Raw genomic sequence first — 15,652 nt, forward strand, 5'->3', positions numbered from 1 at the left:
TTGCGTGGACTACCGAAATCGTTGGAATGGTTTACTTCGCGGAGCGTGCGTTGTGAATGCCGTCCGCAAGTTCTTCGGCCTTGACCGCCAATGCCTTGAGCCCGGTGGCCTCGTCGACGGCGTTCTTTCCGGATTCGTCGAGCATGGTATGCACCAACGCGGATCCGACGATGACACCGTCGGCATAGGAGCCGACTCGCGCACCTTGTTCGGCGGTGGAGACGCCAATGCCGACGCAGACGTTCTTCGCACCGGCATTGCGCGTGCGTGCCACCAACTCCTCAGGCGAAGCGTCAATGGTGGAACGTTCACCGGTGACGCCCATACGGGCGGCTGCATAGACGAAACCGCGAGCATTGTCGGAAACGACCTTCAAACGACTGTCTGTGGAATCCGGCGACACGAGGAAGATTCGGTCAAGTCCGTGACGGTCTGAAGCTTCGATCCATTCGCCAGCCTCATCCGGAATGAGGTCGGGGGTAATCAGGCCAGCGCCACCGGCGTTCTCGAAATCACGCGCGAAACGTTCGACGCCATAATGGTAGATGAGATTCCAGTAGCTCATCACCAACGGAACTCCCCCGGCATTGGCCACGGTCTCAACGGCCCTGAACACGTCCGCGATTTTCTCTCCATTGTCGATGGCGATCTGTGAAGCGGCCTGGATGACGGAACCATCCATGACCGGATCGGAATACGGCAGGCCGATTTCAACGGCATCGACGCCATGCTCGACCATGGTGCGGAATGCCTTCAGCGAATAGTCCGGGTTCGGGAATCCATATGGCAGATAGCCGATGAATGCGGGCTTGTTCGCGGCTTCGAACTCATCGAACATGGCTTCCGACGGACTCGACTTGTGGCTGATGCCGAGCGGCTGTCCGGACAGCGTGGTTACTGTTGCGTGCGTCATAATGGGATGCTCCTTCTTTCACTTGCTGTCCGCGTTGTTGCCTTGGGCGCCGTTGGCTTCGAGCGCCTTGGCCTGTTCATCGGTCAAATAACCGAACCATTTGCCAGCGGTGTTCATGTCCTTATCTCCACGACCGGAAATGTTGATGATCATGACTGGGTGCTCGTATCCCTTGGCCTTGAGATCCTCAGCTGCCTTGTATGCGCCAGCAACTGCATGAGAGCTTTCAATCGCCGGAATGATGCCTTCGGTTTCGCAAAGATCCTTGAAAGCGCTCATCGCTTCCTCATCGGTTGCCCAGGAATAGTTGACGCGTCCGATTTCTTTGAGCCATGCGTGTTCCGGGCCGACGGATGCGTAATCCAAACCGGCGGAGATGGAATACGTGTCGAGGGTCTGGCCTTCGGAATTCTCGAGAAGATAGCTCTTGGCACCTTGGAACATGCCCAGTTCGCCGGTTCCCGGAGCGAAACGAATGGCATGACGCCCGGATTCGGGGCCATTGCCGCCCGCCTCGTAGCCGTACAGATTCACGCGTTCGTCATCAAGGAAAGCGTTCATGATGCCGATGGCGTTGGAACCGCCGCCGACGCATGCGCAAACCGCATCCGGATGGTCGATGCCGTACCAATCCTGAAGCTGCTGCTTGGCTTCCTCACCGATGATCTTCTGGAAGTCGCGCACCATTGCCGGGAACGGATGTGGACCTGCGACCGTGCCAAGCAGGTAGTGCGTGTCTTTGACGTTGGTGACCCAGTCTCGCAAAGCCTCATTGATGGCGTCCTTGAGAATGCGATCTCCCAAAGTGACTTCCACCACCTCGGCACCGAGCATGCGCATGCGAGCGACATTAAGCGCCTGACGACGCGCATCGATCTGACCCATGTAGATGCGGCATTTCAGGCCGAGCATGGCGCACACCGTAGCGGTGGCCACGCCATGCTGTCCCGCGCCGGTTTCAGCGATGACACGGGTCTTCCCCATGCGCTTGACCAGCAGAGCCTGCCCAAGCGCATTGTTGATCTTGTGCGCGCCGGTATGGTTGAGATCCTCACGCTTGAGGAACACACGCGCGTCGAGACCGGTTTTTTCTTTGAGACGCTCGGCGAAACGCGGAGCGTCAGTCAACGGTGATGGACGTCCGACATACTGCTGGTTCAGTCGTGCCAGCTCCCTATGGAACTCCGGATCGGCCTTGGCTTCCTCATAGACGCGTTCAAGCTCGTCAAGCGCCGTGATCAACGCTTCCGGCACATAGCGTCCGCCGAATTGGCCGAAATATGGTCCTTCATGGCTTGCCAATGGGGTTTGTTCGGATGCTTTCACTCTTGCTCCTGCCTTTACTAGTCGCTCCACAGCCTGTTCATGGTTGGTTGCGGTTGCGACACCTTCGCCAACCAGCACCGCGTCGGCTCCGGCGCGGGCATAATCCTCCAGCTCAACCGAGCCGAACACTCCGGATTCCGCTACACGGATCACATCGTTCGGCAAATCAGCGGCCAGCTCGTTGTATTTGTTCACATCGACCTTGAGGTCCTTGAGATTCCGCGCGTTGATGCCGATGACTCGCGCTCCCGCATCAATGGCACGCTGGATTTCCTCACGGGTATGCGTTTCGACCAGCACCGTCATATTGAGACTATGTGCAAGCTCAAGCAAGGACTTGAGCTTGCCGTCGTCCAACGCGGCGACGATCAATAGCACCAGATCGGCACCGTGCGCACGCGCTTCCCAAATCTGATATTCCGTGACGATGAAATCCTTACGCAATACCGGGATTTTCACAGCTGCACGAACTTTATCGAAATCATCTAGCGATCCCAAAAAGCGACGTCCCTCGGTAAGCACGGAAATCGCGCTGGCTCCGCCCTTCTCGTATTCTCTGGCCAAAGCGGCTGGATCAGGAATATCGCTCAGGAGGCCTTTCGATGGCGAGGCTCTTTTGATTTCCGCGATGACCGGAATGCCGTCGGTCTTTTTCAGCCATTGCCGCGCATCAATAGGCGCTGGCGCGGCAAACGCCTGACGCTTTACTTCATCAAGAGGGATTTTCTGTTCGCGTGATTGTTGATCTTCAACTGCTCCTGTAACCAGCTCATCGAGTACAGACATAGTGTTCCTTTCAGCAATTGACTCGATTAGTTAGCTTGTTTGGTTTGACTCACAATTGGCGAAGCTGCGAGGCGATCTGAACAGCCTCAACGCTGGCTTCGGCCTTATTGCGAGTCTCCTGCCACTCACTGGCCGGCACGGAATCAAGTACGATTCCAGCTCCGGCCTGCACGCTCGCTTCATGGTCGCGGATGAATGCAGTTCGAATGGCAATTGCCATATCGAGGTTGCCCGAAAAATCGAAATAACCGACAGTACCGCCGTAAATGCCACGATCTGCGGGCTCAAGCTCGTCGATGATCTCGATGGCACGCGGTTTCGGCGCTCCAGAAAGCGTTCCCGCAGGAAATGCAGAAGTGAACACGTCGAATGATGTCATGTCGGGGTTGACCCTGCCGGTGACGGTGGAGCAGATATGCATGATGTGGCTGAATCGCTTGATATCCATCAAGGAAACAACCTCCACGCTTTCCGGAAGGCATACACGACTCAGATCGTTACGCGACAGATCGACGAGCATGATGTGTTCGCTGCGTTCCTTCGGATCAGACAGCAGATCCTTGGCGAGCTGCTCGTCTTCCTCAACGGTGGCGCCACGTGGTCTGGAACCCGCGATCGGGAAGGTCATGGCATGACCGTTATCCACTTTGATCAGTGTTTCCGGGCTGGAACCGATGACATTGAAATCACGTCCCTGCGCGTCAGTCAGCGACATGAAATACATGTAAGGACTGGGGTTCAACGTACGCAACACACGGTAGACGTCAAACGGATCGGCAGGCGAATCAATGTCGAGACGCTGGGAAATAACCACCTGGAACACGTCACCGTCGATAATATGCTGCTTGGCGATTTCGATAGAGCGCTCGTAATCGCTTTTCTCCGTGCGGAAGCGAAGTTCCGGCTGGCTAACGGTCTCATCCAGCACGTTGACGCGAGCTTCACCTTCGACAGGCGTGGCAACCTTTCGCTGCATATCGTCCAATCGCGACACAGCCTCATCATATGCGGCGTCGGCACGGGTCGGGCGGTCGTCCACATTCACCGCGTTGGCGATCAACCACACCGATCCGGACACATGGTCGACCACGGCAATATCTGTGGCTAGGGCCAACACCATTTCAGGCTGCCCGGTCTCGTTCGGAGCCTCGGCACGCAGGGTCGGCTCCCAGTGGCGAATCGCATCCCAGCCAACGGTACCAACCAGACCGCTGGTCAGATTCGGAAGTCCTTCAACATGCGGCGCCTTCAAGGTTTTCAGCGCGGCATGCGCGACTTCCATTGCATCGCCTTCAGCAGGCACGCCAGCAGGAACCTGCCCCAACCAATCGGCCTTACCGTTGTTGGAACGCAACTGAGCCATGGAATTCACGCCAATGAAACTGTATCTGCTCCACGTACCGCCGAATTCCGCGGATTCGAGAATAAACGTGCCAGAACGTCCAGCAGCAAGTCGCTCATAGAAGCCGACTGGCGTCAAGGAGTCGGCAAGAAGGCGACGTACAATCGGAATGACGCGATATCCTTGGTCCGCCAACTCGTGGAACTGTTCACGTCTCGGCCAGGTGGCGCCCCACTTGAGTGCTTGTACGCTGCGTTCGCTCATCGCTGGCCCTCCTGTTCCTTGGTGCGATATCCCACGACCACGGGCAACTGCCCGCCTTCCTCAAAGCAGGATCGTTTGCCGGTATGGCAAGCCGCTCCTACTTGGTCAACTTCAATAAGAATGGCATCCCCATCGCAATCCAGCGCGAAAGACTTCACATATTGGGCATGTCCGGAAGTATCTCCCTTACGCCAGTACTCCTGCCTGGACCTCGACCAGAAAGTAACGCGGCCGGTTGTCAAGGTGCGGCGTACGGCTTCATCGTTCATATATCCGACCATCAGCACTTCTTTGGTGTCAAACTGCTGGATGACAGCTGCCACCAGTCCTTTGTCGTCACGCTTGAGACGTTCTGCAATTCGTGGATCGAGAGTAGTGCTGTTGTCGTATGCTTCGTTGGTCATGGTGATGGTATGATTCGTTTCTTCGATTATTGATTAATTTTCCGCTTGCTTTTGCTATTTCCGGCTTTCAACGTACGGTGTAGCCGGCGGCTTTGATCGCGTCCTTGACTTCACCAATCGTAACTTTGCCGTAGTGGAAGATTGACGCGGCAAGCACGGCATCCGCACCGGCTTCGATTGCCGGAGGAAAATCAGAAGCCTTTCCAGCACCGCCGGAAGCAATGATCGGAATCTTCACTTCCTTACGCACAGCTTTGATCATTTCAAGGTCGAAACCCTGCTGGGTGCCGTCTGCATCCATGGAATTCAGCAGAATCTCTCCCGCGCCCAGCTCCTGGGCACGCTTGACCCACCAAATGGCATCAATGCCCGTGGACTTACGCCCTCCCATGGTAGTGACTTCGAAACCAGACTGGGTATGGCGCTCCCCCTGCTCACGACGCGCGTCAACGGACAATACGAGCACCTGATTGCCGAAACGTTCCGCGACACGGCTGATCAGTGTCGGATCGTTGATGGCAGCAGTATTGACGCCTACCTTGTCGGCTCCGCAACGCAGCAGTGAATCAACATCTTCAGGAGTACGCACGCCTCCACCGACAGTCAGAGGAATGAAAATCTGTTCGGCGGTTCGACTTACCACATCGACCATGGTCTGTCGATGTGAACTTGATGCGGTCACATCGAGGAAGGTCAGCTCGTCTGCGCCTTGGCGGTAGTATTCCGCAGCAAGCTCGACCGGATCGCCGGCATCGCGAAGATTTTCGAAATGCACGCCTTTGACTACTCTTCCCGCATCAACATCAAGACATGGAATGACTCGGACTGCCAGTGACATGCTGTTTTACTCCTTCGCGCATGGTGTCGTGCAACGAATGCAAGAGTAGCCGTTTTACGTTACGCATGTTTGTCAGAAGTCCGGGTAGCGGACAAAATCAGCTTCTTTCCTTGACAACTAATCGCGTTCTTTGGCCGCAAGCTGACCGCATGCGCCATCTATGTCCTGCCCGCGCGTATCTCTCAACGTAGCGGTGATGCCAGCCTTATGAAGGATGTCTAGAAACTGTTGTTCATCCTCAGGCTTCGAAGCGGTCCATCTTGACCCTTCAATAGGATTAAGCGGAATCGGGTTGACGTGAGCCCAGTTATCGCCATAATGGTTCAGGCGCTTAGCGAGCAACTTGGCATGTTCGGCCTGATCATTGATGCCACGCATCAGAGCATACTCGATGCTCACGCGGCGTTTCGAAGCCAGATAGTAGTCGTGCGCGGCATCAAGCACCTGCGTGGTGTTGAAACGTTTGTTCATTGGAACAAGCTCATCTCGCAGTTCATCGCTCGGGGCATGCAGAGACACGGCCAGACGCACCGGAATGCCCTCAGCCATAAGTTTTTTAATACCAGGCACCACGCCGACCGTGGAGACGGTAATGTTACGTGCCGAAATACCGAAGCCCTCGGGCGGCATGGCACTGATCTGACGAACAGCGCTCAATACCGACTTGTAGTTGCCCATGGGCTCTCCCATGCCCATGAATACAATGTTGCTTAGGCGTCCGGGACCACCCGCAACTTCTCCGTCACGCATGGCTTTCGCGGCCACACGAACCTGTTCCACAATCTCACCTGCCGACATGTTTCGAGTAAGACCCAGCTGGCCTGTAGCACAGAACGGGCATCCCATGCCGCAACCGACCTGACTGGAGATGCACAACGTGGTGCGTGTGGGATAGCGCATGAGCACGGACTCAATAAGCGAACCGTCGAACAATCGCCACAACGTTTTGATTGTGGTGCCCTCATCAGCCACTTGACGAGTCACTTCGGTGATGAGCGTCGGGAAAAACATCTCCGCGGACTCAACTCGTTTCGTTGCTGGGAAGTCGGAGAATTCCTCCGCGTTGACATCGAAATGCCCATAATAATGGTTGGCAAGCTGCTTGACCCTGAATTTCGGAAGTCCAAGATCCTTGGCTTTAGTGATGCGCTTTTCCTCGGTCATATCCGCAAAATGCAGCGGCGGTTTGCCTCGACGCGCATGATCTTTGGATAACACGTCTCGGAAAGCACCAGTGGTGCCTCCTGGGGTGATGCCGGTCTCTGGCAGGTCCTTCATGAAATTCACAGAGTCGCTCATCGCTTTTCCTTGACCTTTCCTACATTCCAGTCGCCCACAACAGCACGCACACGAATGGTGCGCACAGCAGAATGGAATCCACTCGATCCATCACGCCGCCATGTCCCTTGAGCAGATGGCCCATATCCTTGATACCGATATCTCGCTTCAGCATGGATGCACACAAGTCACCAAACGTTCCGGCAATGCCGATCATGAAACCTGCCACGACGGGAACCCACCAACGAGAAGCCCACACGGCTGGCTCGTATGTGCAGAACATCACTACGAAGGAACCAACCATGGAGAACAGGATGGACCCGGCGAGTCCTTCCCACGATTTCTTCGGCGAAATACGCGGGCTCAGCTTGTGCTTGCCCAGCCATGCTCCAGCGAACAGGCCGCCAGTATCGCTCAATGCGGGCATGAACACCATCATGATAGCGTGAGCAACGGGATGCTCATTGAATGTCAGTGGCATGATGATGCAAGATGCCAGAAGAGGAATATACAACACGGTGAACATGGAAACCGCAACATGGCTCAAACGGCTATGGCTTCCCTCTCCCCGCTCATGGTTGAACGACGATTCGAGTCTCGCTCCGGCATCGGTATGGGAAAGTTTGTCGGCAACCGCCAGTGAGATGCGGCTGCCAAACGTCACCTTGGCGCTGGCTGCGATCGCGACAACCACCAGAGACGCCAGTACGCATACCGTCATGGCGACGATATGACGTTCGCTGTAATAGGTAGACAACAGCGTCGCCGCCGAACACACCCACAGCACCGCCACAGGAATATGCAATCCCACAGTGGCGAAATCGACGCGCAGCTCCCACAGGGCAAGCACCATGAAAAGCACGACCAGATAGACGAACAAGTCGATGCTGATCAGCAGGCATGCCAAAATGAGGATGACGAGGACCGCTCCCGTGGCGATGGCCTGAGGCATGTTACGGCCCGTCTTCTTGTTGATGGCGTTGATGGCCTCTTCGGCTTCCTTTTCGTGCTGTTCCTGATGTTCCATCATGCTCCCCTGTCTAGCTGTGCGTCGATTCTTTTTCAGGAGTGGAAGTCTCAGACCTCCATAATCTCCTTCTGCTTGGCTTCAAGCAGGGTGTCGAGCTCGTCAGTGGTCTGCTTGGTGACCTTGTCGAGCTCCTTGAGCAGACGATCGCCATCGTCCTCGCCCATTTCGCCATCCTTGATGGCCTTGTCAAGGGATTCCTTGGCCTTGCGACGAATATTACGCACAGCGACCTTGCCGTCTTCCGCCTTGCCCTTGGCAAGCTTGACGTATTCCTTGCGGCGCTCTTCGGTCAGTTCCGGCATGGTCAGGCGAATGACATTGCCGTCACGACGCGGGCTTGCGCCCAGATCGGAATCGCGCAGCGCCTTCTCGACGGCGTTGGCCTGGGATGCGTCAAACGGGGTGACGGACAGGGTTCGCGGTTCCGGCACGCCGATGGTGGCGACGGCCTTCAGTGGGGTCGGAGCGCCATAGTAGTCGACGGTGATGCCGTTGAGCAACGCCGGATTGGCACGACCGGTTCGAATGCCGGAGAAGTTCTCCTTGGTGGATTCCACGGACTTGGCCATCTGCGCCTTGGCCTGTTCGACAATAGTTGCCATTTGTTTACTCCTTGTTGTTGGTTTGTTTGATCGATATTCGACGTTGAATGTCGTTATTCAGCGAGTGTGGATTCCGCAGTAGAAACCATGGTTCCGATTTCCTTACCGAGAAGAGCGCGAGTCACATTACCGGCGCCTTCAAGTCCAAAAACGCGGATACGCTGCTTGTTATCGCGAGCCATGGAAAGCGCGGAAGCATCCATGACGGCGAGATTGTCAACAAGCGCACGGTTATAGCTCAACGTGGAGAAACGCTTGGCATTCTCGTCTTTGCGAGGATCAGCGGTATAGACGCCGTCCACGCCATTCTTGCCCATCAGTACCTCATCGCAATGAATTTCCAAGGAACGTTGGATGGACACCGTGTCGGTGGAGAAATACGGCATGCCGGCGCCGGCGCCAAAAATTACGACGCGGCCCTTCTCCAGATGACGAATGGCCTTGAGTGGAATGTACGGCTCGGCCACCTGCCCCATAGTGATGGCGGTCTGCACACGTGTAGCCTGTCCTTCCTGTTCTAGGAAATCCTGCAACGCGAGACAATTCATCACAGTTCCCAGCATGCCCATATAGTCGCCGCGGGAGCGATCGATACCAGCCTGCTGAAGTTCCGCGCCACGGAAGAAGTTGCCGCCACCGACAACAATGGCAACCTGAACGCCCTGCTGCACCGCAGGAACAATCTCTTCCGCGATACGGCGGATAACAGACGTGTCAATACCGACCTTGCCGCCACCAAACGCCTCTCCGGATAGTTTGAGCAGTACCCTGCGTGGATTATCACCAGTGTTTTCGCCAGTCATGAAAAGCCTTTCTTGCCCGAGAACTCACGAAATTTACCGCTCTCAAGAGTATCGGCAAACACAGACACCGCAGCGTAACGACACAGTCTTGCAAAAACAAAGGTGTCCATCACCTTATGGGTGATGGACACCTTTATAGAATCGCCGTGCGTCTAACGCATGGACTCACTTACAAAGCCAATTCACTCGGCTTCGCCCTTGCCGACCTCGACACGAGCGAAGGCCACGGCTGCGCCACCGACTTCCTTGAACAAGTCGCCGACGGTCTTGGACGGATCCTTAACGTAGGACTGCTCGAGCAGGACGTTCTCCTTGTAGAAGGCGTTGAGACGACCTTCAACGATCTTCGGAACGATCTTCTCCGGCTTGCCTTCAGCCAGGGACTTCTCAGTAGCCACACGACGCTCGGACTCGACCACATCAGCCGGAACATCCTCGCGGGTCAGCCACTGGGCACCCATTGCGGAAATCTGCAAAGCGGCTTCGTGAGCCACAGCGGCACCAGCCTCATCAGTGGCGATCATGGCCACGATGCTCGGCGGCATTTCAGCGGACTTCTTGTGGGCGTAGATCTCGACGTGCGGGCCTTCGACCTTAGCGAACTGACCGACCTTGACGTGCTCACCGAACAGAGCGGCCGCCTCTTCGACGGCTTCTTTCACGGTGGCTTCGCCGGAAACGGCTGCCAGCACTTCGTCCACGGAAGCAGCTTCGGCCTTGACGGCATCCTCGAGAACGCTGTCAGCGAATTCCACGAACTTCGGGGTCTTGGCCACGAAATCGGTCTCAGAATTCAGTTCGACGGCGTAACCGGTCTGACCATTGGCGGACTCCACGACCTTGGAGGCGATGGTGCCTTCCTGAGCCTTACGGCCTTCACGCTTACCAGCGGCCTGAATGCCCTTGGCACGGATGATCTCCTTGGCGCGAGCCACGTCACCCTCAGCCTCGGTCAGAGCCTTCTTAACATCCATCATGCCGGCGCCGGTTTCCTCGCGCACCTGCTTGATCAGAGCTGCAGTGATTGCTGCCATTGATTTGTCTCCTCTGGAAAATAATGATGCCCTATATGATGGGAGACACAACACCTCCCATCACAGTGGATATTTTCACTCAGCCTTGGCTGCGCCTTCAGCTTCGGCCTCAGCCGGTGCGTCGGCGGCCGGAGCGCCCTCAGTGAGGAGCTCCTTCTCCCAAGCGGCCATCGGCTGCTCGGCTTCGCCTTCAGCCTTGGCTGCCTTGCCGGAACGCTCCAGCAGACCCTCGGCCACTGCGTCAGCCATGAGGCTGGTCAGCAGTTCAATGCCACGGATGGCGTCATCGTTGGCTGCGATCGGGTACTCGACAGACTCCGGATCAGCATTGGTGTCGACGATGGCGACAACCGGAATACCCAGCTTGTGAGCTTCCTCGACGGCCAGGGCTTCCTTGTTGACGTCAACCACGAACATGGCGGACGGAGTACGGTTCATGTTGCGGATACCGCCCAGCTGCTTGGCCAGCTTGTCCTTCTCGCGCTCGAGAAGGAGCAGTTCCTTCTTGGTCAGGCCGGAGCCGCGAACGTCGGTGAAGTCCATCTCTTCGAGTTCCTTGAGACGGGAGACGCGCTTGGACACGGTCTGGAAATTGGTCAGCATACCGCCGAGCCAACGCTCGGAGACATACGGCATGTTAACACGGGTAGCCTGATTGGAAACGGCTTCCTGAGCCTGCTTCTTGGTGCCGACGAACAGCACGGTGCCGTTATGAGCGACGGTAGCCTTGATGAAGTCATAGGCCTTATCGATCATGTCGAGCGACTTAAACAGGTTGATGATGTGGATGCCGTTGCGCTGGGTGAGGATGAACTGCTTCATCTTCGGGTTCCAACGACGGGTCTGGTGGCCGAAGTGCAGGCCTGCCTTCAGCATGTCGCTCATATTGATCTGAGCCATGGTATTACTACCTCTTTCTTGTCGGTTCTTGCCTGGTCATGCGTTCCTGCGTGCAGCCAAAGCCTTACGGCATCGGCCGACCGACACAGGTCGTCGCGAACATGACGCGAATTGGTTGTATGCCGGTTGACAATATTGGGTGGTTTGGGACTTTCACGACACAGTTCCTTACCGGATGGCACACAAGGCATAAAATACCACGGGGTCACGTCTTTCTGCAAAGACGTGACCCCCAAATCGTCATATTAAACGAAACGGCAGCAATTACTTGCGGTGATTGCGCATGTAGCGCATCGCCTCACGACGTTCTTCTTTCTCCAGACGATCGAGATAGACATGGCCATCCAGATGGTCGGTTTCATGCTGCAGCATGCGGCCCATAATGCCATGTCCTTCCAGCACGACCGTCTTGCCGTCCAAATCGATGCCACGCACACGAGCATAATCGGCACGACGAGTCTTGTACCACAATCCAGGCACGGACAGGCACCCCTCATCCCCGTACTGTTCGCCGCTGGTTTCTTCAAGGACAGGGTTGAGCACGTATCCGATCTTGCCGTTGATGTTGTAGGAGAACGCTCTCAAGCCCACGCCAATCTGGTTGGCCGACAGACCGGCACGTCCCGGATCGTCAACGGTATCAAGCAGATCCTGCACCAGGTGACGCACAGCCGGCGTAATCTCCTTGATGGGGTCGCAGGGAGTGCGCAGCACCGGATCAGGTACGACTCGAATCTCACGTATTGCCAAAACTATCTCTCCTCAATCATAGTTGTTTCCTCAGTTTCCGATGAGCCCACAGGCATCGACGACTCGCCGTCATTTTCTTCGGACTGCTTCTTGATTTTATCCTGCATGGTATCAAATGCCTGCCGAACCTTCGGGCTTACGGATTCGGATGCCTGCCGCATGGATTCGGATGCCTGCTTGACCGTTTCCGTAGTGCGATCAAGGATCTGCACCGTCTTCGGCAATGGCCTGTTGGATGGTTTTGGAGCATACAACACGTTGTCGATGATGTTCTCATACCGTTTGAGCACTTTCGGCCTGACGACCTTCAGACTCGCCGTCAGCGTGCCGTTCTCTTGGCTGAACTCCTCTTCGAGGATTTCGAACTTGCGTACGGATTCCGCGCGGGAAACGTTCGCGTTCGCCTTTTCAACATACTGCTGGATAAATGCTCGCACGGCATCGTTCCTTACGATCTGCCCCATGGACATGTTGCTGTCAAGTCCCTGCTGCGCAAGCCAGGAACGGACCATCTCCTGATCAAGCTCGATCAGGGCCCCGATGAATGGTTTGCCGTCGCCGACCACCACACCATGCGACACTATCGGGCAGGTGTTGATGATGTCTTCCATGGGCGCAGGGCTGACGTTCTTGCCACCAGCAGTGATGATGATGTCTTTCTTGCGTCCCGTGATATACACAAAGCCATCATCGTCGATGGTTCCCAAATCGCCGGTCTTCAACCAGCCATCAGCCATCTTGACGTCGGCCGTCAACTCTGGTTTCTTGTAATAGCCAAGGAACACATTAGGACCCATCACCTGCAGTTCCCCATCATCGTCGGTCCGCACACCCATACCGGGACCAGGCTTGCCTACCGAACCGACTCGGTTGGCATTCTGCCAGTTGACGATCATCGGCGCGGCAGTTTCCGTCATACCGTAGCCTTGGATGAAGGTAATATCATCCATACCGTTGAAGAAATGGGCGAGATCGACGTTTAGGGGGGCTCCTCCGCAGGCTAGGTACCTCATGCTCGGCCCCAAAGCGGAGCGGATGGATTTACCCACGACAGACATGAAGAACGAATGTTCGGCGCGAGCCGCGATGGAATGATGTCCGGTTTCCTGCTCGTCCTTTGACCATTGCACAAAATGATCAAATGCTTTAGCAAACACCCTTCCCCGAATGCCAGCTCCAGCCTTCTGCGAAGCCGCGTTGTACACCTTTTCGAACACGCGGGGAACTCCCAGCAGATAGGTCGGTTTGAAGCTACGCAAATCGGCGAGCAGATGCTTGGCTCCCGGAAGATAGCCGACCACTCCTTGCCCACCAATCGCAACGTATTGGATGTAACGGGCGAAACAGTGTGCCAACGGCAGGAACAGCATCAGACGATTCGGCTGATACAGCATTTCGTCGAGAATGATGTAGCCGTTCAACACGATATGCGTGAAGTTCCGGTGAGATAGCATGGCGCCTTTGGGCTTGCCTGTGGAGCCGGACGTATACACAATGGTGAGCATGTCATCGGCCTTGACTCTGGCGATCACCTGATCAAGCGCGTCCTCGCTGACGCCCTCTCCGAAATCGGCAACAGCATCGAGACCATCCGCCTTGAAATTGAAAACATAACGTAAGCTGCTGTGCCCTTCGCGGATCTGCTCAAGCGTTTGCGTGTGCGCGGAATCACCAGCGAAAGCGATAACCGGATTCACTTCTTCGACAATTGACTCGGCCTGCTTGGCAGAATCGGTCTCGTATACAGGCACGCTTACCGCTCCAATCGCGGCGCAGGCAAAATCAACGACTCCCCATTCGTAGCAGGTAGGCGAATAGATAACCACCATATTGCCGGTCTTGACCCCCAGACCAAGAAGTCCTTTCGCGACCGCACGCACACGTTCGAGCATCTCCCCAGCCGTGACGTCATGCCAACGACGAGTCTCATCGTCCTGCCATTGGGCGATGAGATCCTCGGGATCACGTTCAGCGCGTCTGGAGAGCAATGCGAAAACGGTGTCCTCATCCGTGGTGCTATACGCAGGTTCTGGTATAAATTCTCTCAACATGAATCCCTATAGTAGTTGCAGTACACTTAAGGCACGCTGAAAAACCCTTGGAAACGGCTGAATTTAGCCAATTCCAAGGGTTTTGAATAGTTAGCCGTTTTTCATCACATGCCGAAATCAGCAGTCACGCACTTCCAAGCGGATCCCTTGAGCACGCACTTCATATTGCCGCATAGCCTCCGGCTTCCGATGCCCATCAGCACGGTGCTTTCGAAACATGTCGGTGAGATCATCCAGCTTTCGACGGTATAGACGGTAATCGGAAGCAATCCGAGCTGGGCGTACACTTTTGCATCCTTCTTCATCCGGCTTACGATCTGGGCGGAGGCGATCTTCAGCTTTCGCATGTAGTCTTCACTCAACACCTTCTCCACGAGCGACAGCTTCTGCCTTCCGCGGAAAATATCAACAATGTTGCAAAGTAGCCGCGCAGAAAACATGCTCATGGAGTAGGCAAACTCAGCATCGCATGGCCCGGGCATAATCTGAACAAAGTGAAATGGAATTTTCCTACCGAAAAGGTCTGAATCTAGAAACCCATCATAAGTGGGAAGCTTTCGGCTGGAAGGAAAAACCAGTTTCTTCCATTCAGTCAGCTCTTCCTCCGTGGGAAGCTCTTCAGGATCATCCTCACCTTTCTTATTGAACAGCACATCCAGTCCAGAAGACGGAATAGCCGAACCCGTCCCGTCAAACGCCGGCGGCGGAACTTCAGTTTCAAATGAACCATCCATAATGGTACCTTTCTTCTTTGCCCGACTCATCGTTGAGAGGGGTGTAGGAACCATTAAGGCATGAAAGATTGCCCCCGTCAAGTTAACATTTGCCTTTTGTGGATATGTGGATAACTCAAAACCCCGAACTATTACAAAACACCCTAAATATGCATTTACTCACCCTTTGTATACTGAATAGTAGGGCGGATTTTTGTTGGAATTGCAATTAAATAACATACTCCAGCGTCACACCCTAATTCATCTCAAAAAATCTTAGTAAAAATGGACACCTTAGATTTTTCCTGAAAGATATTGATCGCTTTTGTTTGCATGCGTTCGTATTATGATATTTTCACGCTATATAATGACAGTTCTCGGCAAAAAACTTTTTAAAAATTGTCTCTATACCGTTCGCAGCAGAGCCATCCCGCATCGGGATTCTCCAAGAAGTTCGTAACGATGCCACGCGACACCCCGTGGTATGCGGCGTCCGAAGAATATGGCATAATGAACACTTGGCAGAAGACATATGTTTCTGCCGTTCCCCCATGGTGTAATGGCAGCACACGGGTCTTTGGAACCCTTTGTCTTGGTTCGAGTCCAGGTGGGGGAGCT

The 15,652-nt window shown here is 55.1% G+C and carries 14 protein-coding genes and 1 tRNA gene; 1 reads left to right on the top strand and 14 read right to left on the bottom strand.

Annotated elements, in window-relative coordinates; genetic code table 11:
* Window positions 1-31: 31 nt before the first annotated feature.
* The 14 genes from trpA to BBKW_RS05745 form a co-directional block, all read right to left on the bottom strand.
* Window positions 32-913 (bottom strand): tryptophan synthase subunit alpha, encoded by an 882-nt coding sequence (gene trpA / locus BBKW_RS05680; RefSeq protein WP_033501066.1) that lies wholly within the window; start codon window positions 911-913, stop codon window positions 32-34.
* An 18-nt stretch (window positions 914-931) separates the two neighbouring features.
* Window positions 932-3,025 carry a bifunctional indole-3-glycerol phosphate synthase/tryptophan synthase subunit beta gene (locus tag BBKW_RS05685; RefSeq protein ID WP_033501065.1) on the bottom strand — a complete coding sequence of 698 codons (2,094 nt, stop codon included), beginning with the start codon at window positions 3,023-3,025 and terminating at the stop codon, window positions 932-934.
* A gap of 49 nt (window positions 3,026-3,074) precedes the next feature.
* A complete protein-coding gene (gene trpE, locus BBKW_RS05690; protein ID WP_033501064.1) occupies window positions 3,075-4,631 on the bottom strand; it encodes an anthranilate synthase component I in 1,557 nt (518 codons plus the stop codon).
* The gene (hisI, locus tag BBKW_RS05695; RefSeq protein WP_003834725.1) at window positions 4,628-5,035 is read right to left on the bottom strand and encodes a phosphoribosyl-AMP cyclohydrolase; all 408 of its coding nucleotides are present in this window, start codon (window positions 5,033-5,035) and stop codon (window positions 4,628-4,630) included. Before hisI ends, trpE begins: the two co-directional genes overlap by 4 nt.
* 67 nt (window positions 5,036-5,102) lie before the next feature.
* Window positions 5,103-5,873, bottom strand: a complete 771-nt coding sequence (gene hisF, locus BBKW_RS05700) for an imidazole glycerol phosphate synthase subunit HisF (RefSeq protein ID WP_003809320.1) — start codon at window positions 5,871-5,873, stop codon at window positions 5,103-5,105.
* Between the two features lie 117 nt (window positions 5,874-5,990).
* A complete protein-coding gene (gene rlmN / locus BBKW_RS05705; protein WP_033501121.1) occupies window positions 5,991-7,151 on the bottom strand; it encodes a dual-specificity RNA methyltransferase RlmN in 1,161 nt (386 codons plus the stop codon).
* Window positions 7,152-7,191: 40 nt separating this feature from the next.
* Window positions 7,192-8,178 (bottom strand): phosphatidate cytidylyltransferase, encoded by a 987-nt coding sequence (locus BBKW_RS05710; protein ID WP_033501063.1) that lies wholly within the window; start codon window positions 8,176-8,178, stop codon window positions 7,192-7,194.
* A 50-nt stretch (window positions 8,179-8,228) separates the two neighbouring features.
* Window positions 8,229-8,783 (bottom strand): ribosome recycling factor, encoded by a 555-nt coding sequence (frr, locus tag BBKW_RS05715; protein WP_003834720.1) that lies wholly within the window; start codon window positions 8,781-8,783, stop codon window positions 8,229-8,231.
* A 53-nt stretch (window positions 8,784-8,836) separates the two neighbouring features.
* The gene (gene pyrH / locus BBKW_RS05720; RefSeq protein ID WP_033501062.1) at window positions 8,837-9,586 is read right to left on the bottom strand and encodes a UMP kinase; all 750 of its coding nucleotides are present in this window, start codon (window positions 9,584-9,586) and stop codon (window positions 8,837-8,839) included.
* 182 nt (window positions 9,587-9,768) lie between these two features.
* Window positions 9,769-10,620 carry a translation elongation factor Ts gene (gene tsf / locus BBKW_RS05725; RefSeq protein WP_033501061.1) on the bottom strand — a complete coding sequence of 284 codons (852 nt, stop codon included), beginning with the start codon at window positions 10,618-10,620 and terminating at the stop codon, window positions 9,769-9,771.
* A 75-nt stretch (window positions 10,621-10,695) separates the two neighbouring features.
* Window positions 10,696-11,520 carry a 30S ribosomal protein S2 gene (rpsB, locus tag BBKW_RS05730; RefSeq protein WP_033501060.1) on the bottom strand — a complete coding sequence of 275 codons (825 nt, stop codon included), beginning with the start codon at window positions 11,518-11,520 and terminating at the stop codon, window positions 10,696-10,698.
* Window positions 11,521-11,784: 264 nt separating this feature from the next.
* Window positions 11,785-12,270: a peptide deformylase gene (locus BBKW_RS05735; protein WP_033501059.1), complete on the bottom strand. Its 486-nt coding sequence runs from the start codon at window positions 12,268-12,270 to the stop codon at window positions 11,785-11,787.
* Window positions 12,271-12,272: 2 nt separating this feature from the next.
* Window positions 12,273-14,321: an AMP-dependent synthetase/ligase gene (locus tag BBKW_RS05740; RefSeq protein WP_033501058.1), complete on the bottom strand. Its 2,049-nt coding sequence runs from the start codon at window positions 14,319-14,321 to the stop codon at window positions 12,273-12,275.
* Between the two features lie 104 nt (window positions 14,322-14,425).
* Window positions 14,426-15,055 carry a hypothetical protein gene (locus BBKW_RS05745; RefSeq protein WP_228428947.1) on the bottom strand — a complete coding sequence of 210 codons (630 nt, stop codon included), beginning with the start codon at window positions 15,053-15,055 and terminating at the stop codon, window positions 14,426-14,428.
* Window positions 15,056-15,579: 524 nt separating this feature from the next.
* On the opposite strand from BBKW_RS05745, the gene BBKW_RS05750 reads away from it, so the two are divergent.
* Window positions 15,580-15,650: transfer RNA gene (locus tag BBKW_RS05750), tRNA-Gln, on the top strand.
* Window positions 15,651-15,652 lie beyond the last annotated feature (2 nt).

It is taken from the genome of Bifidobacterium catenulatum subsp. kashiwanohense JCM 15439 = DSM 21854, assembly GCF_001042615.1.
In the GTDB taxonomy this organism is placed as follows: Bacteria; Actinomycetota; Actinomycetes; order Actinomycetales; family Bifidobacteriaceae; genus Bifidobacterium; species Bifidobacterium catenulatum.